The 24,809-nt window shown below is 37.3% G+C and carries 20 protein-coding genes and 1 riboswitch; of the genes, 17 read left to right on the top strand and 3 right to left on the bottom strand.

Features of this window, described 5'->3' with window-relative positions; genetic code table 11:
• Positions 1 to 19: 19 nt before the first annotated feature.
• From E0496_RS13485 to E0496_RS13420, 14 genes are all read left to right on the top strand, one after another.
• Entirely contained in the window at positions 20 to 646 is a 627-nt protein-coding gene (locus E0496_RS13485; protein ID WP_141502223.1) for a TraB/GumN family protein, read from the top strand.
• A gap of 25 nt (positions 647 to 671) precedes the next feature.
• Positions 672 to 1,553 carry a UTP--glucose-1-phosphate uridylyltransferase GalU gene (galU, locus tag E0496_RS13480; protein WP_141502221.1) on the top strand — a complete coding sequence of 294 codons (882 nt, stop codon included), beginning with the start codon at positions 672 to 674 and terminating at the stop codon, positions 1,551 to 1,553.
• Between the two features lie 36 nt (positions 1,554 to 1,589).
• Positions 1,590 to 2,180 (top strand): sugar transferase, encoded by a 591-nt coding sequence (locus tag E0496_RS13475; RefSeq protein WP_141502219.1) that lies wholly within the window; start codon positions 1,590 to 1,592, stop codon positions 2,178 to 2,180.
• A 285-nt stretch (positions 2,181 to 2,465) separates the two neighbouring features.
• Complete coding sequence (locus E0496_RS13470; RefSeq protein WP_141502217.1) at positions 2,466 to 3,656, top strand: glycosyltransferase family 4 protein; 1,191 nt, start codon at positions 2,466 to 2,468, stop codon at positions 3,654 to 3,656.
• A gap of 13 nt (positions 3,657 to 3,669) precedes the next feature.
• Positions 3,670 to 4,689, top strand: coding sequence for a polysaccharide biosynthesis protein (locus tag E0496_RS13465; RefSeq protein ID WP_141502215.1), 1,020 nt, complete (start codon positions 3,670 to 3,672; stop codon positions 4,687 to 4,689).
• Entirely contained in the window at positions 4,689 to 5,798 is a 1,110-nt protein-coding gene (locus E0496_RS13460) for a polysaccharide biosynthesis C-terminal domain-containing protein (RefSeq protein WP_141502213.1), read from the top strand. The genes E0496_RS13465 and E0496_RS13460 overlap by 1 nt, the downstream gene beginning before the upstream one ends.
• Before the next feature lie 6 nt (positions 5,799 to 5,804).
• On the top strand, positions 5,805 to 6,929 hold the full coding sequence (wecB, locus tag E0496_RS13455) for a non-hydrolyzing UDP-N-acetylglucosamine 2-epimerase (protein WP_141502212.1): 1,125 nt from the start codon (positions 5,805 to 5,807) through the stop codon (positions 6,927 to 6,929).
• Between the two features lie 17 nt (positions 6,930 to 6,946).
• A complete protein-coding gene (locus tag E0496_RS13450; RefSeq protein ID WP_161601406.1) occupies positions 6,947 to 8,104 on the top strand; it encodes a glycosyltransferase in 1,158 nt (385 codons plus the stop codon).
• A 25-nt stretch (positions 8,105 to 8,129) separates the two neighbouring features.
• Positions 8,130 to 9,056 (top strand): glycosyltransferase, encoded by a 927-nt coding sequence (locus E0496_RS13445; protein WP_141502210.1) that lies wholly within the window; start codon positions 8,130 to 8,132, stop codon positions 9,054 to 9,056.
• Between the two features lie 64 nt (positions 9,057 to 9,120).
• A complete protein-coding gene (locus tag E0496_RS13440; protein WP_161601405.1) occupies positions 9,121 to 10,542 on the top strand; it encodes a lipopolysaccharide biosynthesis protein in 1,422 nt (473 codons plus the stop codon).
• Positions 10,543 to 10,734: 192 nt separating this feature from the next.
• A complete protein-coding gene (locus tag E0496_RS13435) occupies positions 10,735 to 12,054 on the top strand; it encodes a nucleotide sugar dehydrogenase (RefSeq protein ID WP_141502206.1) in 1,320 nt (439 codons plus the stop codon).
• Positions 12,055 to 12,126: 72 nt separating this feature from the next.
• Entirely contained in the window at positions 12,127 to 13,371 is a 1,245-nt protein-coding gene (locus E0496_RS13430) for an O-antigen ligase family protein (protein WP_141502204.1), read from the top strand.
• A 228-nt stretch (positions 13,372 to 13,599) separates the two neighbouring features.
• Positions 13,600 to 13,684: riboswitch (cyclic di-GMP riboswitch) on the top strand.
• 182 nt (positions 13,685 to 13,866) lie between these two features.
• Positions 13,867 to 14,589: a hypothetical protein gene (locus E0496_RS13425; RefSeq protein WP_141502203.1), complete on the top strand. Its 723-nt coding sequence runs from the start codon at positions 13,867 to 13,869 to the stop codon at positions 14,587 to 14,589.
• Between the two features lie 27 nt (positions 14,590 to 14,616).
• Entirely contained in the window at positions 14,617 to 15,564 is a 948-nt protein-coding gene (locus E0496_RS13420) for a copper amine oxidase N-terminal domain-containing protein (protein ID WP_141502202.1), read from the top strand.
• A gap of 72 nt (positions 15,565 to 15,636) precedes the next feature.
• Here the strand turns inward: E0496_RS13420 and E0496_RS13415 are convergent, their stop codons facing one another.
• Positions 15,637 to 20,859 (bottom strand): S-layer homology domain-containing protein, encoded by a 5,223-nt coding sequence (locus E0496_RS13415; RefSeq protein WP_141502201.1) that lies wholly within the window; start codon positions 20,857 to 20,859, stop codon positions 15,637 to 15,639.
• A 548-nt stretch (positions 20,860 to 21,407) separates the two neighbouring features.
• On the opposite strand from E0496_RS13415, the gene E0496_RS13410 reads away from it, so the two are divergent.
• Complete coding sequence (locus E0496_RS13410; protein ID WP_141502200.1) at positions 21,408 to 21,632, top strand: aspartyl-phosphate phosphatase Spo0E family protein; 225 nt, start codon at positions 21,408 to 21,410, stop codon at positions 21,630 to 21,632.
• On the opposite strand, the gene E0496_RS36870 is transcribed toward E0496_RS13410, so the two are convergent.
• The gene (locus tag E0496_RS36870; RefSeq protein WP_277755850.1) at positions 21,625 to 21,756 is read right to left on the bottom strand and encodes a hypothetical protein; all 132 of its coding nucleotides are present in this window, start codon (positions 21,754 to 21,756) and stop codon (positions 21,625 to 21,627) included. The two genes, E0496_RS13410 and E0496_RS36870, sit on opposite strands and share 8 nt — an antisense overlap.
• Before the next feature lie 279 nt (positions 21,757 to 22,035).
• Between E0496_RS36870 and E0496_RS13405 the strand changes: the two genes are divergently transcribed.
• On the top strand, positions 22,036 to 22,566 hold the full coding sequence (locus E0496_RS13405) for a VanZ family protein (RefSeq protein WP_141502199.1): 531 nt from the start codon (positions 22,036 to 22,038) through the stop codon (positions 22,564 to 22,566).
• A gap of 102 nt (positions 22,567 to 22,668) precedes the next feature.
• The gene (locus tag E0496_RS13400; protein ID WP_206669769.1) at positions 22,669 to 23,835 is read left to right on the top strand and encodes an acyltransferase family protein; all 1,167 of its coding nucleotides are present in this window, start codon (positions 22,669 to 22,671) and stop codon (positions 23,833 to 23,835) included.
• Between the two features lie 428 nt (positions 23,836 to 24,263).
• Here the strand turns inward: E0496_RS13400 and E0496_RS13395 are convergent, their stop codons facing one another.
• A complete protein-coding gene (locus E0496_RS13395; RefSeq protein ID WP_241674789.1) occupies positions 24,264 to 24,809 on the bottom strand; it encodes an HAD-IIIA family hydrolase in 546 nt (181 codons plus the stop codon).

The following is a 24,809-nucleotide window of genomic DNA, read 5'->3' as shown; positions in this document are numbered from 1 at the left end:
CTTAGCGGAGGCGAATAATATGAAAAAGTGGAAAAAGGTATTGATTTGGGTAGCATCAATTATTGTCATATTGGGAGTCGGTGGCTTATTTGCAGCAAACTATGCTGTGGATAAGCTTATTTCTTCATTATCAGAGAGTCTTGAGAATGAGATCCTAAATGAAACGATGAATGAGACTGTGGACGGTGCAATTACGGAAGGAACTGATCTAGTGGCAGGGGCAACGGATGCGCCTGTAACAGATGAAGGCACTCAGGAAACGGATATAGCTGGAGAAACATCTACGAGTCCTGAAATAACACCAGATACAAACAACGGTAATTCTACAGGTGAGGGTACTAAACCGTCTGACGGAGGTTATAAAGCAGAAGTTAGTATCGATAAAGCGAAGGATGTTCAGGAGAAGATTACAGTTGGAGAGAAAGCTCAACTTACATCCGTGTTCTTAAAGGAATTAAGTATGTCTGATATTAAGGAACTACAGGGCTTAGCAAGTGGTGGGCTAAGTGTTGAAGATAAGAAAAAGGCGAGAAGTATCATTTTGGATAAATTATCGCCTGAACAATACGATGAACTCATTCAGATTGCTAAGAAGTATGGGATGAGTCAGGGGAAGTCTTACGATCAAGTGATTAAAGAAAAATAAAAGGTAAGACAGGAGGGGAAATCTTGTGAAGGTTCGCAAGGCAATTATTCCAGCGGCAGGACTTGGAATTAGATTTTTACCAGCGACAAAGGCAATGCCTAAAGAGATGCTTCCAATCGTAGATAAACCAACCATTCAATATATAGTTGAAGAAGCAATAGAGTCAGGGATTGAAGACATTATTATTGTGACTGGCAAAGGCAAGAGAGCGATTGAGGATCATTTTGATAATTCATTTGAGCTTGAACAAAACTTGTTGGAAAAAGGTAAACTTGAACTTCTAAATGAGGTTCAAAAGTCTTCTAAGATGGTGGACATCCATTATATCAGACAAAAAGAGGCTAGAGGATTAGGGCATGCTATTTGGTGTGCTAGAAAGTTTATTGGTAGCGAGCCCTTTGCTGTATTATTGGGTGATGATATTGTCCAAGCGGAAAAGCCTTGTTTAAAGCAGATGATTGAGCAATATGATCGATACAATTCATCTATTATTGGAGTCCAACGTGTTCCTGTTGACGAAGTATCTCGATATGGAATAGTAGACGGAAATGAAATTCATGACCGTCTATTTAGTGTGCAGAACTTAGTGGAAAAACCTAATACAGATGAGGCACCATCCAATATAGCAATTATGGGACGGTACATACTGAGTCCTAAAATATTTGAAATCTTAGATAATCTGCAGCCCGGTGCAGGTGGGGAAATTCAATTAACGGATGCCATTGCAAAATTAAACTGGACCGAAGCTGTTTATGCTTATGACTTTGAAGGGGTCAGGTATGACGTAGGTGAGAAGCTAGGGTTTATTAAAACCCAAATTGATTTTGCCTTGCAACGCGAGGATTTAAAATATGATTTGTTGGAATATATTAAGTTATTTGTTGAAAAGCAAAAGCTGAGAAACTAACAATGAATTGTTAGTTTCTAACGTGGAGGTAAGGGAATGTATATTCATATAAAACAATATTTTGATTTTGTAATAGCGTTAATATCTCTAATCGTATTATGGCCATTATTTGTTGTGATATCAATTTGCATTCAACTAGACTCCAAAGGTCCTGTTTTCTTCAAACAAAAAAGGTTAGGAATTAATAAGAAATACTTTTACATATTAAAATTTAGAACAATGCGAACGGATGCTCCTAAAGATATGCCTACTCATCTCTTAGAAAACCCTGAAATTGCAATCACACGTATAGGTAAGTTTTTAAGAAAAACAAGTTTAGATGAGTTACCACAAATTTTTAATATACTTAAAGGTGAAATGAGTATCGTTGGTCCACGTCCAGCATTGTGGAATCAATACGATCTTATAGAAGAACGTGATCTTTATCGAGCTAATGATATTTATCCTGGATTAACTGGGTGGGCACAAGTCAACGGAAGAGATGAGTTACCGATTGAGATTAAAGCGAGATATGATGGTGATTATGCTGAAAATATGACTTTCTTATTTGATTTGAAAGTTATAATCAAGACCTTAACTAGCGTAATAAAGAGTGATGGTATACATGAGGGTAATACTCATTTATGAGGAAATAATTAAACCTATTTATTTGAAAAGCAAGATATTTTTTTATTTGTAACTAGATTAACAGAGCGCACTGTACGTTTGTTTTTAGAAAAGCTAGAAAGTCATACAATAAGCTATTTAGAAATGGAGTTATCTCAGTAGAGCAAGTTCTTCGAATGTAAGAGGACAAGGCTTTTAAGCATGAGAATGCAACCAGAGATTTTAATTATAAACCAGTATCATTTGAAAAAGGTATTCAGGAAGAAGTAGGGGAGTACCTTAATAGCAAAAGAAAAGGGATATAAAATGAAACTATTAGTGGTTTGCCAATACTTTTATCCGGAACAATTTAGAGTCAATGATATATGTTTTGAATTAGTTAAACATGGGCACGAGGTTTCAGTTCTCACAGGCCTTCCTAACTATCCTGCAGGTATGGTTGATAGGAAATACACATGGTTTAAAAATCGAAGTGAACAAACGAATGGTGTTCATATTTTCCGTTCTTGGCTTATTGGGAGAGGAACAGGAACTATAAGGTTAGCATTAAACTACTTAAGTTTTGCTATAAGCTCGGTCCTACGGGCTATGTTTTTAAAAAAAGACTTTGATGCTATTTTAGTATATCAGTTATCTCCGATTACAATGGCTTTACCTGCGATTATACTTAAAAAGATAACTAAGAAGCCACTAATTATTTATTGCCATGACCTGTGGCCTGAAAGTATAGCTTCTGCTGGTATAGCAAAGGAAAGTATGGTATATAAGATTCTATTAAGGGTATCACAATGGATTTATAAACAAGCCGATGAAATATTTACTAGTTCAAAAATGTTCAGTGAATATTTCCGTAATACAATAAAATATGAAAAAGAAATTACTCATCTTCCAGTATATGCTGAAGCGCTATTTGAAAATATAAAAAAATCAGCTAAGAATGCTGATACAATAAATTTACTTTTTGCTGGAAATATAGGTGAAATGCAAAGTGTTGATACAATAATTCATGCTGCTAATGAGTTGAAAAATGATAACAATATTAAAATTCATATAGTCGGAGATGGGTCTTCCCGGGATAAGTGTGAAATGCTTGCAAAGCAATTAGGTTTAGAGAATGTTATATTTCATGGTCATCATCCAATTAATCAGATGCCACAATATTACGAGATGGCGGACGCATTTTTAATTACGCTGAAAGCAAATAAAGTTATTTCTTATACATTACCTAATAAGGTCCAATCGTATATGGCAGCTGGGAAGCCTATTATTGGTGCTATTGACGGAGAAACAAAATATGTAATAGATGAATCTCAATGTGGATTATGTTCGCCAGCTGAGGATTACAAACAACTAGCAGCTAATATTCAAAAGTTTGCTAATGAAAGACAAAAACAAAATATATATGGTGAAAATTCAAAGAAATATTACAATAGCCATTTTTCTAAAGAAATATATATTCAAAAGCTAATTAAATCAATTAATAAAGCTGCAGAATGAAAGGGTGTATTAAATGTTTAAGGATAAAACTCTTTTAATCACTGGTGGTACAGGATCGTTCGGGCATGCTGCTCTAAGGAGATTCCTCGATACAGAAATTAGAGAGATCCGAATATTTTCTCGTGATGAGAAAAAACAGGATGATATGCGTAAACAATATAAAAATGAAAAATTGAAATTTTATATAGGTGATGTGCGAGATATAGCTAGTGTTAAAAATGCAATGCATGATGTAAATTATGTTTTTCATGCAGCAGCTCTAAAACAAGTTCCTTCTTGTGAATTTTTTCCACTGGAAGCTGTGAAAACCAATATCTTAGGTACAGAAAATGTTTTATCTGCTTCAATTGATGCGGGAGTAAGTAAGGTTATATGTCTCTCTACAGATAAGGCTGCGTATCCGATTAATGCAATGGGTATTTCTAAAGCAATGATGGAAAAGGTATATATAGCTAAATCAAGGACTATATCTTCTGATAAAACTCTTATTAGTGGTTCTAGGTATGGAAACGTAATGGCTTCACGCGGGTCAGTTATTCCATTATTTATTGAACAAATAAAGAATGGTAAACAAATAACTATAACAGATCCGAATATGACCAGATTTTTAATGAGTCTTGAGGAAGCAGTTGAACTTGTTATATTTGCATTCGAGAAAGCTCAGGCAGGAGATATTATGGTACAAAAAGCTCCAGCATCAACAATAGGAGATCTAGCCCAGGCTCTAAAAGAATTATTTCAAGCAACAAATGAAATTGTTACTATCGGAACACGTCATGGGGAAAAGTTATATGAAACCTTACTTACAAGAGAGGAACATCTAGTAGCAGAAGATTTCGGAAACTTTTATAGAGTTCCAGCAGATCAAAGAGATCTTAACTATGATAAGTATTTTGTGGAAGGTGAAGAACTTCTTACTTCTGAAGTTGAATATAACTCACATAATACACAAAGACTTAATATAGAACAAATAAAGGAAAAATTGTTATCACTAGATTTTGTTCAAAATGAGTTGAAAGGTTGGAATGACTAGTGAAAATTCTTGTAACCGGTGCTAATGGCTTTATTGGTAAAAATTTAATAGCAGAACTTAAGAATAGAGGCTATAACAACATATTGAGAATAAATAGAGATTCTAAAAAGGAATTGTTAAATGAATATGCGAGTGAATGCGAATTTGTATTTCATCTCGCAGGTGTGAATCGACCACAAGATGAATCAGAGTTCATGTCGGGTAACTACGGATTTACTGTGGATTTACTAGAACTCCTTAATAAACATAATAATAAGTCCCCTATACTAATAACTTCTTCAATTCAAGCGGAAAAGGAAAATCCATATGGTGCAAGTAAAAAAGCAGCAGAGGATTTGTTATTCTCTTATTGTGAAGAAAGAGGTAGTAAATCAATTGTTTATCGCCTGCCAAATCTGTTTGGAAAATGGAGTAAACCAAATTATAATTCTGTTGTGGCAACGTTCTGTTATAACTTAGCAAGAGATTTAGAGATTAAAGTAAATGATAAAGATGCTGACCTTAATTTGTGTTATATAGATGACGTTATAGATGAATTTATAAGATCTCTAGAAGGTAACGAGAATAAAAAAGGAATATTTTGTTATGTTCCTGTGACATATAATATTAAAATAGGGGAATTAGCTGATAAGTTGCAATTATTTAGTGCTAATAGAAGAACATTGATAATGCCCTCGTTAGAAAGTCCTCTTGATAAAGCATTATATGGAACGTATCTTTCATACCTAGAGGAAAATAATCTTTCCTATAAGTTGAAAAAAAATTCAGATGATAGAGGTTGGCTTGCGGAATTCATTAAGTCCGATAGTTTGGGGCAAATATTTATTTCAAAAACTAAACCAGGTATTACTAGAGGTAACCATTGGCATCATACGAAGGTGGAGAAGTTTCTAGTTATTCAAGGCGAGGCGATAATAAAGCTTAGAAATATTAATACCTCTGAGATATTGGAATATAAAGTGAGTGGGGAGATACCTGAAGTAGTGGACATTCCCGTCGGATATTCGCATTCAATTACTAATGCTGGACTAGATGAAGTTATAACATTATTCTGGGCCAGTGAAATATTTAATGTAGACAAACCAGATACATACTTTGTGGAGGTATAGTTTAAAGTGACTAAATTAAAGTTGATGACTGTTGTAGGAACAAGACCTGAAATAATTAGATTATCAGAAGTAATAAAAGCTTGTGATAAATATTTTAATCATGTGTTAGTTCATACTGGGCAAAACTGGGACTACAATCTAAATCAAATCTTTTTTAATGATCTTGAACTTCGGGAACCAGACCATTATTTGAATGTTGTTGGAGCGCATTTAGGTGAGACAATGGGGAATATTATTGCAAAATCATTTGATATTTTGAATCTGGAAAAGCCTGATGCGCTTTTAATACTGGGAGATACTAACTCAGCGTTGTGTGCAATTTCTGCAAAAAGATTAAAGATTCCTATATTTCATATGGAAGCGGGAAATCGTTGCTGGGATTGGAATGTATCTGAAATGATTAACAGGAAGATTGTAGATCATATTGCTGATATTAACTTACCATATACTGAGCATAGTAGACGATACTTGATATCAGAGGGTATCGATGGTAAGGATATATTTGTTACAGGGTCTCCAATGACAGAAGTACTGAATAAACATATGCATAAGATAAAATCTAGCCGAATTATTGAACAACTAAATTTAGAAAAAAGGAAATATATATTGTTATCAGCTCATAGGGAGGAAAATATTGATATAGAGGAAAACTTCATATCACTTATGAGTGCTGTTAACAATATTGCAGAAAAGTACCAAATGCCTGTTATATATTCCATGCATCCACGATCAAAAAAGATAATTGAAAAAAATAAGTTTAAATTCCATTCGCTAGTCAGAAGTGTTAATCCATTTGGTTTCATCGATTATAATCATTTGCAAATGAATGCCTATACTGTGCTATCAGATAGTGGTACTTTATCAGAAGAATCAGCTATTCTCGGATTCCCAGGTGTACTGATAAGAACTTCTACAGAAAGGCCCGAGGTTTTAGATAAAGCTAGTATTGTAATAGGGGGTATAACCAGCGAGGACATAGAGCAAGGAGTAGAACTCTGTGTATCAATGTATGAGAACAAAGAAGTGACATTGATTGCGGATAATTATGTGGATACTAACGTGTCAGTTAAGATTGTAAAGTTAATTCAAAGTTATACGAAGATTGTGAATATTACTATATGGGGAAAATAGTTGCGGGAGTACTCAGAATGAAAAAAATAATGATATTTACAAGTGGATATTTACCAGGTAAAAGATATGGAGGCCCGGTAGTTAGTATTAATAATTTTGTTAATTTGTGCGGAGATGATTTTGAAATATATATAGTAACAACTAATCACGATTTTAAAGAAAATATTCCCTATCGCAATATACAGGAAAATTGGAATATAGTTGGAAAATCTAGAGTTATGTATTATGCAGATAAAGATTTTAATTATAATAAAATTAATAATACTGTTAATAGTATTAATCCAGACGTTATTTATTTGAATAGTTTTTTTAATGCTAAATTTGTTATTCCAATATTACTCTTAACAAAAATGAAAAAAAGAAATGTTTTAGTAGCTCCTAGAGGAGAATTTTTTCCAAGTGCGCTCAATCAAAAAAGAATTAAAAAGACTATATATCTATTTTTTATGAAAAAGATATTGCTCAATAAAAATACTTTATTTCAGGCTACTACTGAAGTTGAAAGTGAACAAATAAAAACCGTGCTAAATATAAACTCAAATAAAATTTTTTTGCTTGAAAACTTACCATCATTACCAATGAATTTAGTTGAAAAAAATAAAAAAATAGAAGGATGTCTAAAGTTAATATATATAGCTAGAATACATTCACATAAAAACCTGAATTTCGCATTGCAATGTTTGAATGAAATCAAAGGTGATGTTACTTTTAATATTTATGGTCCTATAGAGCAGTCAAATTATTGGGAAAGTTGCAATAAGATAATTAATGAATTGCCACGTAATATAAATGTGAATTACTGTGGCATAGCTGAAAGAGAAGATATTCATCGATTATACTCTGAGAACGATGCTATGATACTTCCAACTTTATCTGAAAATTATGGACACTCTATTGTAGAAGCGATGTTATCAGGTTGTCCTATTGTAATTAGTAATAATACTCCATGGACAGATGTAAATGAAGCTAATGCAGGGTGGGCTTTATCCTTGTCAAAAAAGCAAGATTTTATATTTGTAATTCAGAAGTTAGTAGATATGGACGATATACAATATGAGGCTTTAGTAATAAATCTTAATAAATATATTCAAATAAAAACAAAAACAATTGAAATCAAACAAAAATATTTAAGTGTATTTAGTAATTTTAAAGCGGATAATGTATTAGATTCTTGAGAAAGAAAATTCAAAGGAGATAAGCATGTTAAAGATTTTTTATGAAGTACAGTCTATCTTTGAAAAAATAAATTTTAAGCTGTTAAAGAAATTTACGTATAGGGTTATACTCGAGCTAGTTCGTTTTATTGTTCCCTTATATTATAAATATTTTCCTGCTAATGAGAATGGTATAATTGATTGTATTGAGAAGCAAAGTAACCCCAAAATAATAGTAACATTAACTTCATTTCCTCCAAGAATGAACACATTATGGATGGTACTTGAATCATTATTGAGGCAATCAAAAAAGCCTGATCGAATAATCCTATGGCTTGCGAGATCGCAATTTCCGTATTTCGATGACATAGACACAAGAATTCAAAAAATGGAAAGTAGAGGTCTTGAAATCCGCTTCTGTGAAGATTTAAGGTCTCATAAAAAGTATTATTATGCTATGCAAGAGTTCAATAACGATATAATAATAACTGTGGATGATGATATTTTTTATCCAGAGAACATGATAGCAGAATTGTATGCAAAGCATATAGAATATCCAGAAAGCATTACTTGTTATAGAGCTCATAAAATTACTTTTATGAATGGTCAAGTAAGTAAGTACGTAGATTGGGATCATGGTGCAAGAGGATATACTGATAAGGATTATTTACTAATGGCAACTGGTTGCGGAGGCGTATTGTACCCACCTAATTGTCTATATCATGAAGTATTTAATATCCAAGCAATACAGGAATTGTGTTTAAATGCCGATGATATTTGGTTGAAATGTATGGGTATATTGAAAGGAACTAAAACAGTAAAGGTACATGGAATATATTCTGAGATGTTTTCAACACGTGGTTCATCAGATTCTGGTCTTGCCAAGAATAACGTTACAGGAGGCCATAACGATGAACAGTTGAAAAAAGTTTTGGAAAGATACTTAATAGATTTTAATAGGTTGAATGTTTAAATAAATATTATAAATACAAAAGGTGAGGTTATGTTAATCTATATTAAAAGTAAGGTGGAGTAAGTTGAATAGTATAATTAAGAAACAGGGATTACTAAAAATTATTTTAGGGTTTTCAGCAGCGAGTTGGATAAGTGCAGCGCTTAATTTTATTTCATTACCGATTTCAACTCGTTTGTTTGACCCTAGCCAACTTGCTAGTATTAATTTATTTTACGCAATTTTCACTCTAATCGCATGGTTTGCATGCCTTGGTCTTGACCAAGGTTATATAAGATTTTTTAATGAAAATGAGACTGAAAATGATAGGAAAAACTTGCTTTCAGTGTGTATGGCAATGAGTATTCTTGCATTAATTGCAATTACGTTAATTGCAATTCCGTTTAGGGGAAATATATCATTTTGGATTTTAAATAAGGAAGGCAACGAGAATTTAATTTATTTCTTATTTATTTGTGCTTTAAATGCAGTCGTTATACGTTATTTGAGTATGTTACACCGTATGAAAAATAATGTGTTTCTCTATACAATAACTGTAATATGCTCATCAAGTGTAATAAAATTGTCTTATTTAGTTGCTGCGCTTTATGATGCTCACCATTTAACCGCAATTCTGATTATGTTTTTGGTAAGTCTATTTTGTTTGATTATTACTTTAGTAGGGAACAAGAAAAATCTTAATTTTAAAATCTCAATAAGAAAAAATCTCTCGAAGAAAGTGTTTCTTTATAGTATCCCATTTATGCCGATAAGTGTAATGTCGTTGCTTAATAACGATTTGCCTCAGTATTTATTAAGAAGTTTAGATGATATTAGCAATTTGGGGATATATACAACAGCAGTAACTTTAGCAGGTATTATCACTTTGCTACAATCTGGTCTCGGTGTTTTTTGGGGACCCTATGTTTATAAAAACTATAAGAATAAAGCCGAAAAAATTAAAAAAATGCATGAGTTAATAGTATTCGCTATGGTTTTTTCTGCGGTATTAATCATTTCGTTTCAGGATATTATTGTATTATTATTAGGAGAAAAATATAGAGTTATGACTGCTTTTTTTCCGTTTTTACTTATCTCTCCTGTTTGTTACACAATTGCAGAAACAACGGGTGTAGGCATTGCTATTGAAAAAAAGAGTAATATTAATTTAGCTATTTATAGTTTTAGCGTAGTATCTAATATAATAGCATGTTACATATTCATTCCATTGTATAGTTTAGAAGGCGCTGCTATGTCGTCGGCATCGGCAGCAATTATAATGTTAATATTTAAAACACTATTTGGTCAAAAGTATTACAAGAGTATTGATAAATATAGATACACAATAATCGGGATGTTTGCTCTGGTAGCTGTATCTAGTATAAATGTATTATTCAAAAATGATATTTGGATTTGTATTATTTTTAATTTAGTATCGTTAATTGGATTATCAATGGTTTTTAAAATAAATTTAATAGTTAAAAGTTTTAGACACAAAGCTGTGTAACACTGAATTATTTACGATTAATTCCTAAGTAAAGTTTAATTGAAATTTTCGAGCTTATTGCAAAGACTTAAATATTCTATTGAATAACTTTAAGAGGAATGAAATTAAAAATTTTTCTATGTGAATGCAGAGTTTTGAAATTTGAATGATACTAAAAGTATTTAGTTTTTAGTAATTTAGGAGGAAAATATTATGACACTTTCTGATGGAATAATTAACAGATCCGAAAAAGTGGCTATAATTGGATTAGGATACGTAGGTATGCCTCTTGCTGTAGCTTTTGCAAAAAAGGTTACTGTAATTGGTTTTGATCTAAATGTTGATAAAATAAATCTCTATAAAAGTGGAATCGATCCTACAAACGAAGTGGGAAATGATGTTATTAAACAAACAGATATTGAGTTTACATCAGATGAAAAAAAGCTTAGTGAAGCGAAGTTCCTGATAGTTGCAGTACCAACTCCTATAAATCCAGATAAAACACCAGATTTAGCACCTGTAGAAGTTGCTAGTACTTTAATTGGGAAGAATTTATCAAGGGGTTCAATAGTAGTTTATGAGTCAACGGTATATCCTGGCGTTACTGAAGACGTTTGTATTCCCATTCTTGAAAAAGAATCAGGTATGAAATGTGGAGTGGATTTTAAAGTAGGCTACTCACCAGAAAGAATTAATCCAGGTGATAAAGAACATAGATTAGAGAATATCAAAAAAATAGTGGCTGGTATAGATATAGAGAGTCTTAATGATATTTCAAGTGTATATGAACTTGTTATTGAGGTAGGAGTACATAGGGCTAGCTCAATTAAAGTAGCGGAAGCAGCAAAAGTTGTAGAGAACAGTCAACGTGACATTAATATTGCATTTATGAATGAACTTGCTATGGTGTTTGATCGTATGGGGATTGACACTAACGAGGTTATAGAAGCGATGAATACTAAGTGGAATGCACTTAGTTTTTATCCAGGATTAGTTGGAGGACATTGTATTGGCGTGGACCCATATTATTTTGTATATGAAGCTGAAAAATTGGGTTACCATTCACAAATCATATTATCAGGTAGAAAGATAAATGATGGTATGGGTCAGTTTATCGCAGATAATATAATAAAGAATCTTGTTTTGGCAAATAAAGTTGTTAAGCAATCAAAAGTTGTTATATTTGGAATTACTTTCAAAGAAAACTGTCCCGATACTCGAAACTCTAAGGTGGAGGATATCATTATTCGTCTTAAGGAGTATGGTATAGATCCACTTATTGTTGATCCGCAGGCTAATGCTGAAGATGCAAAGTTTGAATATGGAGTAGAACTATCAGATTTACATGAGTTATCAGATATAGATTGTTTAGTATTTGCTGTAGCACATAATGAATTTAGAAGAATGACCATGCATGAAATTAATGGTTTGTTCAGGAGTTGTTCTTATGATGAAAAAGTAATTATTGATGTGAAAAGTATATTGGATAAGACACTAGTTCATAAATTAGGTTATAGGTATTGGAGTCTGTAGGGTGATTTTTTATTAAGAATTCAATTTGTATAGTTTATGAAAAATTAATAATTTATTTAACAGGCGGGCAGTATGAATATAAAAAACGACAACATACTAAGGGAAAAGATGAATACTTTTTTTAAGCTATATTTTGCGTTTGTATCGATGATGATATTAAATTTTTTTCTTACTGCAAACCCGTTCTCAGCATTGCATTCAGGAAAAGCGGGTTTGAATCATAATATAATTAGTGATAAGTTTTTTATAGTCCCTGCATATTTAGTGCTAATATCATTAATAATTTTGTTGATATATGTAAATAAAATAGTGCTTGATTACAAATTCACGGTAGCCATGTGTATTTTATTAGTATCAGGATTATATACACAAGGCTTATTTACTAATCTTGTAACTTATGTGTACAATTTTTTAACTTTTTCACTAGTCGCCTCTCTAGCTTTAACAATGTATAAATTAGATGATAATGATGAGATTATAAACTTGAAAAAAATTGCAAACATATTAACTGTTTTTTTGTTTGCAGGTATACTATTAGCTTTGATGTTTCCTAACAGATATGGTTTTTTACCATTTGAATTTTCGAGGCAATCCAGAGGCGAGGTGACACTATGGAATGTCACAGGAATTTTCACTTTGTATCCAACTATAGCAATCTTAGCTTTTAGAAAATACAAAATAAAATATTATATCATCTTATCATTGATAATGACATTGATTGTTTTATCGACCTCTACTAGAGCTCATGTAGTTATTACTTTATTACCTTTTTTTATTGTTATTCTATTTAATATAAAAATAATATATAAAATGATTTTGATTAGTTTTTTTGTAGTATTTACTTTATTTTTTAGAGAAAATATCTTGGTCTTTATTATGGGAAGTAACGTTAATTACTCTTCTGATATAACAAATGGAAGATTAGAATTATGGCAATATCACTGGGAGTATATTTTGCGAAATCCTTTATTTGGTGCAGGTGCATCTTTCTCTGAAAGAATAGGAGATTATACAGGGAGAGCGGTATCTGAAATCGGTGCATTAGCGTGGTTTTCAGAAAACGGTATTATTTTTGGTTCTATTTTAATGTTGATAATTGTAACAGCCGCATTCAGAAGTGTGAGGTTACTTTTAAAAGGAAAAAATACAACAGATATTGAAATGTTTTTTTCACTAATAATGTTAAGTATGTTCCCTAATTTAATTCAAAGTTATGGACGAATACTAAGTTTGGAAGATATGATTTTTTGGTTTTCTGTGTTTTTTTTGAATGCCTATAGTAAAAATCTGTTCCCAAATATTAAGCTGTATAAGTGAATATATATTATATCTATTTTAAACTTATTGATTTAGTAATGGGAAAAAGTATTGTAGTATAGTACTTCCTGCATGTTAAAAAAGTATTTGTAATTCTTTCGGATGGTATAAAAATTCAAATTCGAATAAGTCAGGCATAGTAGGCTATTATCATACTATTTCAAACTTAACCTTCTATACGTCATCCAACAATTTTGTTACTATGCCAGTAACAAAATAGCGTAAACCATACGACAAAGGCAATACCATAGAAAAATGGTTATGCAAAGCTAAAGGGGCTTATCTGTGAGAAGACTGCTAGCGCGCTACCCAATATCGTGCCACCCGCCATGGTTTATATGGGAAACAGGCGTAACCTTTACTGTCCTTAAAACGTTATAAATGTAAGCTGACGCCGTATTCGTCTCAGGCGTCAGCTTGTTTTTTTATTCTAATCTAAAAAGGAGAATCATAGGTGGCCATTGCTCGAGCAATAGCCCTTATGAAACCAACACGATGAAAAATCGAAATAAGTATCTTTTTATTTTAGCAGGCGCACTCGTAATTATTGGAATCGTTATTTATGGCAGTATGAGCTTATTTTCCAAGATCAATCAGGTAGAAGAGTTAAATGGGCAATTGGAGGAAACCGCGGAGGGGAATACGGGAATCGTTTCTTCATCGTCATCGTCGTCTCCCACACCATCTCCCGATGTGGAACCAGAAGCGTCTATGATTAATGAACCTACGCAGACTCCAGAGATAGTGCCTTCTACTCAGCCGGGGAATGCCACTCCTAGCCCGATTGCAACTTTGACACCAGGACCTACGTCTGATAACGTAGACAAGGACGATAATTCCAAGGGTGAATCTACCAATTCGGAAGAAAAGTCCCGGAAGAAGAAAAAGATTGATGCTTCAGTCACGGCCAAGCTGGGCAGTCTGAAATCTTCCTGCCAAGCAACAAGTAATAGTCTGGTGAAGCAGATCGCAGGAGAATTGAGCAGTAATAAGGATGCTACGCTTGCGGATATTCAGAGCAAATACCTGAATAAGGTTTTTTCTGCGGAGTCAGATTGTGATGCCAAGTTTAATGAATTAATAAGCAATGCCAAGAGTGAGTATAAGGCCGCCGACCTAGGGGATCAAGCCTTCCCTGATTGGAGCTCGCAATACGAGAGCGCGAAGGCTCAGGCCAGAGCCGATGCACTGGCTGTTATTGCAGATTCGATTAAGTAATCAGTCCTACAATTTCAAGGAGGATTTATGAAAAAGTCACCTGTATTATCTGTTTTTCTAGCCATGATGATGCTTTCTTCTTTATGGACGGCTGCTGCTTCAGCAGCAACGACAACGATTAAGACTAAGACCCAACCGGTTCAACTTAAGTTTGACGGGCAGTCGCTTAAGCTGCCGGATGGTCAATATGCTTTTATCTATGAAGGTCGTACTTATGTACCTATTCGTTATATCTCCTACGCACTTCAAAAGACTGTGAATTGGGATGGCGCGACAGCAACAGTATCAGAGCCAACGGAGAAGGAGTTGGAGGCGCTTAAGAAGCACCTACAGTCCGCAACTTCTGGGACACAGAAGCCTCAGGCAAGCGTTGAGATCACGATTCAGCCTGTAAAGGCTAAGCTCGTATTCGACGGGAAAGCGGCGGTTCTGCCGGCTGGACAATCTCTCTATGGCTACAAAGGCTCCATCTATGCGCCAATCCGTTTCTTGTCGGAGTCAGTGGGCACGCAAATCGGTTACGATGCTGTGACGAAGACGGTGAGCGGGGAATCAGCAGCTTACCGGGCGGAGCAGGGCGGTGGCGGCGTTGTTCTTCCAGGAACAGGCGGCGGCACAGGAAATGCGGGTGGAGGCAATACAGGAGGTACCGGCGGCGGTACAGTAACGCTAACGTATGAGCAAATTACGGCTGAAGCAGAATCCAAGCTTGCAGCGTTGGAAAAGAGCTGTACAGTAACATTGATGGATGTTTATGCGAAATATATACTTGCTGGCGACGCGGATAAAGTGAAGCTGAAGGAAAAAGGCATTCAAGAGGTGAACAATTGCTCGGCGAAGTTCGAGACGATCATGTCCGAAACAACGAGCAAGCTGACATCGAACGGATTCAAGACCGATATTATCGCTACTTATCGCGAGGCGTTCCAAAAAGCGCTTGCTGATGGAAGAGCTTTGGCAGAGAGCATGGCCTAATTCCATAAAGTAAAAGGGAGAGCAGGAAGTCATAATGACTTCTCTACTCTCCCTTTTTTTGTTCGATTTCGTCTATTGGCCGCTATATATGCGGTAAATGAGCGCAGCCGCTTCGGCTTTAGTTGTTGTTTGTTTTGGCTTGTAGGTACCGTCCTCGTAGCCTGTAATTAGGTTCTGCTGCTTAAGAAGAGCAACGCCATCTTTGGCCCATACGGCAATAGTGGAAGCGTCCTTAAAGCCTTTCAGCTGATTATCGCTAGTCGTTGCTGCTAGTTTCTTGCTATTGTAGGCTTCTAATGCTCTTGAGAGAAGCGTAGCAATTTCTTGGCGTGTAATCTCAGCTTTTGGCTCGAATGTTGTTGCTGTTTTTCCTTGAATTAGGCCTTGCTGATATGCAACAGCAATTTCATCATAATATTCGCTGTTCTTTGCTACATCTGTAAATGGCAGGCTAAGGCCAGTACCATCCAGACCGTAAGAGCGAACGAGCCAAGCCGCAAACTGCTCACGTGTTACTTTTAAGCTTGGGCCAAATGATGTCGTTTGATCAAGCACACCTTTCGCAAGAAGGGTGTTAACGGCTGTAGCCGCCCAGTGTGTAGCTGCAATATCCTTGAAGCTTACCGTTGATTTCATTACGGTGTATTTGCTGAAATGACCACGTTTGACGTTTACGGTCTTCGTTACCGGATCATAAAGTCCGCCTACCGGCTCCCATGTCAATGTTTTTTCATTCAACAGATATACAGTAAGGTTAGCTAGATCAGCCTCCGTGTATTTGGAAGTATCGATAGCTGACACGTCAAAGGTCACTGGCATCGGTTTTTGGAATGCCTCAACCTTCTTACCGTCTATGGTTGCTTGGAATTCCATTACCGGAATGTTCGCAACTTGTGCTGCAGAAGCTGGCGCCGTAACGGTTAGATTATGGACCGTCTCCGCTGCAAGCGTGATTGTTTGGCCGCTAGTCACGCTGCCGAAGGTATCTGGCTCAACGGTAAAGCCAATATTGCCCATGCTAAGCTTCAAGCCTGCAAGACCGCTGGCTTGAACAGCCTGATAGATCTCGGAAGGTAAGTCCGCTGCCAGTTTTGTTACATTCTCGCTTTGTTTTGGAATATGAATCGTAATAACTGGGTTAATGCTAGCAGCTTTATCCGCTCCAACTGCTGCACTTAACTCTTTCACGGTTTCACTCAAAGCTGCTTTTGTTGTTTCCAGCTGTTGAGCAATTTGTTGTGCGTCAAGTGTAGTCATTAAGGCATTGCCTTCAACTTTAATATTCTTGCTATCAAGTGTTATGGAAGCTGCTTTCTCGACTGCTTGTTTGCTAAGCAAAACAAGGGAATCTTTTAATTCATTTAATTGAGCAGCATCTGTACTGCCTAGGCTTTGCAATACTGCTGTTGTGTCTTTGATAATGGATTTTGCAAGTTCAATCGCTTTCGGCCCATCTTCAATTTGCTCGAATGCATATTTTGTGTTGTTTACCATTTGCGTAATGGAGGCAGTAATCTTTGCCTTCTCATCTGCGGTTTTCATAGAATCAAGCAGCTTGGAAGCGGCCGCAAGCGTTGACGATACATTTTGTACAGACTTCTCGGCTTCTTTCGCATCTTTGATCTCTTTCACTGCAGCTAGCACGCCGTTAATGAGATCTGCTGCTTTGTCAGCTTTCTCTTTGTCTGAGTTACTGTTCTCCAATAGCTCTTGCAGGCCTTTGTCAGCCGCAGCAGCTGTTGGAGTTGGAGTAGGGACGCCGCCGCCAGTTACCGGACCCGTGCCCGTGCCTGTGCCTGGTGCAGGGGTTGGGGAAGGCGTTGGACTTGGTGTCGTACTTGGAGTTGTTCCAGGGCCAGTGCCAGGATCAGTATTTTCCTCGCCTGAAATCACGACTTTAATTTTTTTATCCAGTGTATACGTATTTCCATCTAGAGTCAGCGTTGCTGTTACTGTATAATCCCCGCCTCGCTCCACATAGAAATATCCAGGGAAATAGTAGAGTTCATCTCTTTCTTCAATAACATTCCCTTTACCATCCTTAATAGTTACTTTAACGTTCTCGGGTAAAATATCCTGAGACCCAATGTTCCAGTATTTGTTGAACACGAGCAGTTTAGGCGTCGCATATTGAGTAATGCTATCGCCATGTTCATTGACAAGTCCTAGCTGTATTAATTTTCTGTCAGGAGGGAGCGTAAGCTTGCCAGATGAATCTAGATTTAAAATGTCGATCCCTTTCAACGGTGACAAAGTAATATCGGTTTGCTGGCCCGCCTTAAGCTCTTCCTTGGTCAATAGCATTTCATAATAATATTGCTTTGAACCGTCAAAGGCGCTTAAAGAAACCCAAATGTTTCCTGGTGTTACGTTAACAAGCTCGCTTTGGTAATTATTAGTATAACTACGCAGCTGAGAATGGTTATCTGTCACGTATGTGATGGAATTAATGTAGGCATCTCCAACCATTTTAATGGTAGCAAGCGAATTGGAGTTGCTAGGGATATCCAGTGAATTCACATCTTGGCTTAATTCAATATTTTCCAAGTAAATGAGGTTTCCTTCTATTGTTCTTGCGAGCACATTGTAAATGCCCTTTGTTGCGTAAAATTTGTTTTGGTCTTCACGATTGCCAGAAAGAATAGTATTACTGTCGTATGCACCAATACTAGTAAGGTCTTTATGGATAATGGAAACCTGACTTACTCTTTCGCTCACATTAACGGTAGATACTTGCTGCAAAGGCTGCCGTGCATCCAATACTAGGTTGTAATCCTTGCCGGGCTCTGTGTTTACATTACCTATCATGTAATAGCCAAAAGGCGAGCTGCTGCTATTGTTATACCAATTATTGCTGCGAATAAAATCGATTTTCACTTTAGAAGGTGAAGGGACAATCATATAACTCACGGTATCATTATAGTACGCAGAGCCCTGCTGCCATGACGTTGTAGTGCCTGCTTGAATAGTGGCATACACGGAGGCATTTTGCATAGGTATGCCACCAGGAACATTCAATTGATCACTGGATTCAGGTTTATCAAGTCCAGAAACTCTGACAATAGCTTCAGTCTTTGGATCAATTCCATATAAATGTATGCTTTTGTTCAAATACCCCGACTTACTGAATGTGAACTGATTATGCCCATTTAGATAATCATTAGCCAGTGTTATTTGTCCATTGGCATCGGAACGTAAAGTCATTTCATTATATTCTAGTAGAGTAACGCCTGCGACTGGAGCGCCCGTCTGTCCGGTAATATGCTCTCTGACCGTGAATTTTAATTGTTTAGAGTTAACGTTGGTGATATAAGGCTTATTGACGAGATCAATAAGATTGCCGTTTTGATCACGAATTTCGACATCAAATTCACGTTTGGGAGCGACAGTGAAGCTGGAGCTGCTTTGTTCTGCCCATTCGTTTTTATCATTTTTTTGCAAAAACTTTATTGTATAATTGCCAACTTCTGTTGCAAGGAAATCGTAATAGTAGTATTGATCTAAAATCTCGCTCTTACTACTGTAAGAACTGTATAAGTAGTTATTGTCAGAATAGAGTTCATTGTCTTTATTAATGACTATTTTACTAGAGCTGTTAATATCAAGAGCTTGACCATTCTCATCTTTGTATTTGGCCTGCAGGCTTAAGGATTCTCCCAAAATCAGCTCATTTCTTTGTTCTAACCGACCTAGCTTTTCTACGCCAACCTCGACGGTAGTAACTACTGATTTGCCGGATTTAAAAGTATAGCTGCTCTTTATTGGAAGAAAATCAGAGGCAATTATAGCTTGATCCCCTGCAGCATTAATCGTAGCATTCATTTTGTAAATGGTTTTATTCGTTTCTACAAAAACACGCTTATCCACTGCAAGTTGGGTGGAGAGCTGATAATAGTTGTATCTGTTATTAACATACGAGACAAGAAGAGCAGCGTCTTCTTTGGAATTTCTGTAGTCCGCATCGATGCTAATGGCCGAGAAACGACTAGAGCTAAGGTTGTCAGAGAAGGTAAGGCTTGGTTGTATCGTGTTGATGACATTGCTTACAACCGCTTTATCTCCATTTGGCAGCTCAAGCTCAGCTGCAAATTGAAAAGTCTTTCCTTTTGCCATATATAGTGTTTCTACATTTGCCAGCTTTGCGTTCTCATCCCGGAAAACTTGTCTGCTGCCGCTGTTATTATTCAGTGCGAGAGACTTCACATGGACAGGCTGATCATCCCATTTATATTGAAAAGAGACTTTGCTATATTCCGCTGCATTCAGAATTAATTGTTTAGGCTGCCCATCTAATGTAGGCGCAAGCTCTTCAGCGCTCAGTTCATAAAGATAAGTTTCATTGCTGATTGGTGACTTAATGGTTGATTTGAGTGTGCCCAAGCTGCCATTGGTTAAGTAGACGACAACGCCAGCTGTTTTAAAGGAATCGATGTTGCCTTGACCATACTCATAGGAAGTATTCATGACTCCTGAGAGCAGTCTGCTATCTTTGTCCCGATATTGCAGCTCGACAGCCCTGTAGTTCTTATAACGACTTTCGAGAATATCTTGAACGTAGAGGGTTTCAACCGTATAAGAAGGCAGGTTCTCATCTACCTGAAGAAACAACACGGGATTCCAGCTGTTATGTATAGGAACTCCGCCTTGGCCATTCAGCACGATTTGTCCGTCTTCATTTGTAGTCAGCTTAATGCTGCTTAGGTAATTGTAATAAACCATGCTGACGGACTTGCCCACGGCTGGTTTGCCATATTCATCAAGTACTGTAACAGTAATGTTCTTGTCATCTGTACGAATGGTTGCGTTCGTAACGAGAGTAGCATTTCCGCCTTCTTTTGCCGTACGTTCAACCTTGAAGGTATATGCGGTTGGCAAGATATTAACCGTTTGCTCCCATTGAAGCGGTCGAGTCTCACTATGGAAGGCGGCTTTGAGTTTGTAGGCCGTACCAGGCTTCAAGCCTTCAAAGGCAAGGTCTGTAAACGGAATGGAGTATGTAGAATCAATAACACTAACTTTATGATCTTCAATTTGTTTCTTGATGGATGGGGCGACAATCGTATTATTGGCATCGACGAGTGTAAATTCGATCGTTTTACCACCCATTAGGTATGCATAATCCTCTTTTTCGACATCAATGACACTTTTTAGAACAACATCTTTTGAACCGTTCTGCTGGTTAACTGTGGATACAATGTCCACCGTTGTAGCGGCCATAGCGGTAAAAGCATGGCCTAGCGCCAGTAACAGGATCATTAGCAGCAAAAAGCTGCGTTTGAACATTTTATTTTGCAATGTTAGTCTCTCCTTGCTTCAAATGGTTGAATCTTCTTGAAATGTCTATATTACTCTGATAACCACTACTATAGTACCAGAATTTGCATTAAACGAATAGTAGAATATACCTTAATATCCTAAAGGAATAGGCGGAATGTGACGAAACGCTGTCTTTTTTTGTTTGTTTTTCTACTCTAAAACCCTAAAAAATCTATACTGCAAAAAATTGACCTACCCTAGCATCGAGTTTTACTTTACAATATCTAGAGGTGTATTCCTAAAAACATACATCTGTAGGAGATAGGAGGGACTTAAGTCTCTTTTATTTGATATGCTAGTATTTGCTGTTTAATTTTCTATTCATAGGTATATATATTTGGAAGTGGAAGAGGCTTGGCAAACGTTGCCGAGCTTGATATAGGCGTAAGGGAAGCAGCTACTCAGTTATTCTGTAAGCATGTGGTTTCCTAGTCGGTATAATAACTGAGTTCTGAAGTGATAGCGTCACCGCGTGGATTGCATTCTGGTTGAGAGAGGGGAGAAGTTACATTAATAGGGATATCGCGTTGCATAAAATAAAGCTGGAGCAAAAAATCGAGCTGCTGCGTCAAGAGATGGTTGAGAAGCTATTAATGAGCCAATCTTATCAATCTGACGATGTCTTGGGGGCGAGTCAAGCTTTGGATCGCGTGTTGAACTGCTATGATTGTGTGCGTTATGAGAGAGTATGCGACAAGAAGCTGAGCTGTGAATCGCTTGTATGCTCGCCAGCAGACTATATGCTTATTTAAACAGGCGTTTGCGTTTATTGTTTTTGAATTTGTACCAATAATGTCCGTCCTCGTCTTTAAATAATCGGATGCCGAATATTTTGAATGGGGTGGAGAGCTCGGTAAACATTAAATAACTAGACATGGCAACCTCCTTATTTATAATCCTTTTAAATATAATACCAAACTTAAGACTTATTGACTATATTAAAATGGGACTTATATACTGCTTTCCCTCATTAAGAGAAAAGAACTAACGCCCTTGTTATCCTATCTCTGTTTTTACTCGTATACTCCTCGATCCCTTCGGAAACTCATTTATCAGCCGACCTGCACTCTAGGTTAACCTCCAATTTTGTTTGCGAGTTTTATTTCAAGTATGATAGAGAGATAAAAGTTTGTTTGGCAGGAGGCGCAAGATGCAGTGAATCGTTCATCAACTTGGATCTCAACCCTTGTATGGGGACTATTGTTTGCGGGATGGCTGACGCTCTTGTTCGTATTTTCTTCTCAGACGTATGATCAGCAGAGTATTCAGCCTTTCCTCCGCAGCCACTTTAGTGCTGACCAGCTTGTACGATGGCTGCCGGACGTTACGGTTAAATATCGGACGAGCGTAATTAACGCTCACGAGCGGCCTTATTCCTTCATTGAATTTTTCTTTCGCAAAGGCGCGCATTTCTTCGTATATGCCACGTTTGCCGCGATGCTGTTTATGTTCCTGCGCGCGCTTAGTCGCGGTCGTTGGTTGATATCAATTGCAATTACGCTGCTGGCAGCCGTTGCGATCCCAGCTCTGGACGAGTGGAATCAGCTTGGCTCGGATGAACGGACGGGCAATGCGACGGATGTTTTGCTTGATTTTATCGGTGGCTGTACGGGCTTGCTTGTATGCTTGTGCTTACTCGGATTGGTGAAGCTCTGGAGGCGCGTAAGGCCATCGAATCGTCTCTAAAAATAGTTGCGGACAAAGCGGGCCGCTATCCCTTATAATCGTTTTGTTACTTTAAAGATTCGGTAAATGTGGGGGAGTCGCGGCGTGCAGCGCTATGAGGAATTGGATTCACTAAGAGGTTTGGCCGCTCTTGCGGTTATGGTTGGTCATTTTTTGATGGTGTTTACGCCAATCGTACAAAATACATCAGGCCTCGGCTTGCTGGATTACCCACTTAATTTGTTGAAATATACGCCATTGCATGCGATTTGGGGCGGTCATGAAGCGGTCATTATGTTCTTTCTGCTTAGCGGCTTCGTGCTCTCGCTGCCGTTCTTCAGCGATCGCCAGCAGAACTATACCAAGTATGTTATCAAGCGGATTTGCCGGATTTACATTCCGTTTATCGTTGCGTTGTTCATTGCGATTGCGCTGCGGGAAATTCTCTTCGTTTCGAAGCTGACGGATTTAACGACTTACTACAATAACCTTTGGGTAGCTCCGCCAGATATGAAGTCGATTATTCACCACTTGTTGTTTGTAGGCAATTACAATACGACGAGGTATGATCCCATTCTATGGACACTTGTGCATGAGATGCGCATTTCATTATTATTTCCTTTTGTTATGCTAGCGATAGTTAAAGGGGGCTGGAAAATCGGCCTGCCGCTTGCAATCGCTTTATCCGTAGGGGCAACGGTAATGCTGGATATTTTCGAGACGCGCTTCATGACTAATTTTATCGTGTCGCTGCATTACGCTTCCTTCTTTATTGTGGGGGCGCTTCTGGCGAAGTATCAGGGCAAGCTGAGAGCGGTCTTCGCTCGGTTGAACAGCTGGTGGGGAGCGCTGCTTCTGATCGTTGCGCTGTGCTGCTACAGCTTCAAGTGGATTGGCTATGGCGAAGATTTCCACGATATGTTCATGCCCCATGGCGGGGATTGGATGACGGCGCTTGGCGCATCGATCTTCATTATAGCTGCGCTATCGTCCGCTCGTTTATCCCGTCAACTGCAGCGCAGACCGCTATTGTTTCTAGGCAAAATCTCATATAGCTTGTATTTGTACCATATGATCGTTTTGCTGTCCCTCATCCACTTGTTAAATGGTGAAATGGATAAGACGTTTATCGTGGTACTTGCCTTTGCCGCTTCGTTCGGAGCGGGTACGCTCAGCTATTATTTTGTCGAGCTGCCATCGATTCGTTTGGGCAAATGGCTGACCGGACTTAGGAAGAAGCCTGTTGTGGCAGCCGCGAGCGGCGGGGAAGGCTCAAGCGCTTCAATGTAACAGAGCATTGCGTAAAGGGAAATGGCAGCTTTATTAGCGCTTAGTATTTGATGAGAAATATGACTACAGTCTGTCCGCAAATAAGCATAAGAGCCGCAGGGATGATTTACCATGCGGCTCTTTAATCAGTGTTTCAAAATTAACAATGAAACAAGCTAAATAGCGTGCATTTGTTGAATAATTATGTAAACACAGACTATCCCCTTTTGGGGTTGAAGTATCGTCTTCCGTTAACGCAACAACCGATTACCTTTGATCATTCAAACAACCCCCAACTATACCCAAAAATGTTCTTAGAAATTAGACGGAAATGGTAATAAAATGTTGCGAATAATTGCCCGTTCATTCAATCAACAACGGCAGCCTATCGTGTGTAGTCGCCTGTGGGAATGTTGTGGTTAAACTAATGTTACACGTTAGTATCATAACTAATCGTCATTGCTACGGCTGCTGCCAACTAGCCATTTCGCAGCATCTAAGAGGTCCTTCGCAACAAAATTCGGTGTCGCTTGCTCATACCATGTATGACGATATTTTTCCAAAGACGGCTTACCCCAGCCTGTCTCTACAAGAATTCTTTTGGCTCCTACTGCGGCAGCTGCAAGCATATCCGTTGAACCCACGTCACCTATAACCGCACAATGAGTCAGATCTAGTTCATACTCCGCTGCAGCTTTCTGAAGCATGCCAGGCCGTGGTTTATGACACTCACAGCCCTCCTCGGGCTCATGGGGGCATATATATGCCGCATCAAATCCATAACTTGCAAATTCTTTATGAAAATCTGATTCCGTCGCTAAGCCCTTAGAAATGTTGTGTTGATTAGTAAGGGCAAATATTTTCATTCTATGATCTTTTAATAGCTTCAATGCTGCTAATGATGTAGGGAATAACTCAAAATCTCGAGGATGAATGAAGTGACCATGACCACCTAAAGTTCCATCACGATCCACAAAAACAGCTTTAATGATCAA

Source organism: Paenibacillus luteus (assembly GCF_006542765.1).
GTDB lineage: Bacteria > Bacillota > Bacilli > Paenibacillales > Paenibacillaceae > Pristimantibacillus > Pristimantibacillus luteus.
This window is presented reverse-complemented; position numbering and strand designations above follow the sequence as displayed.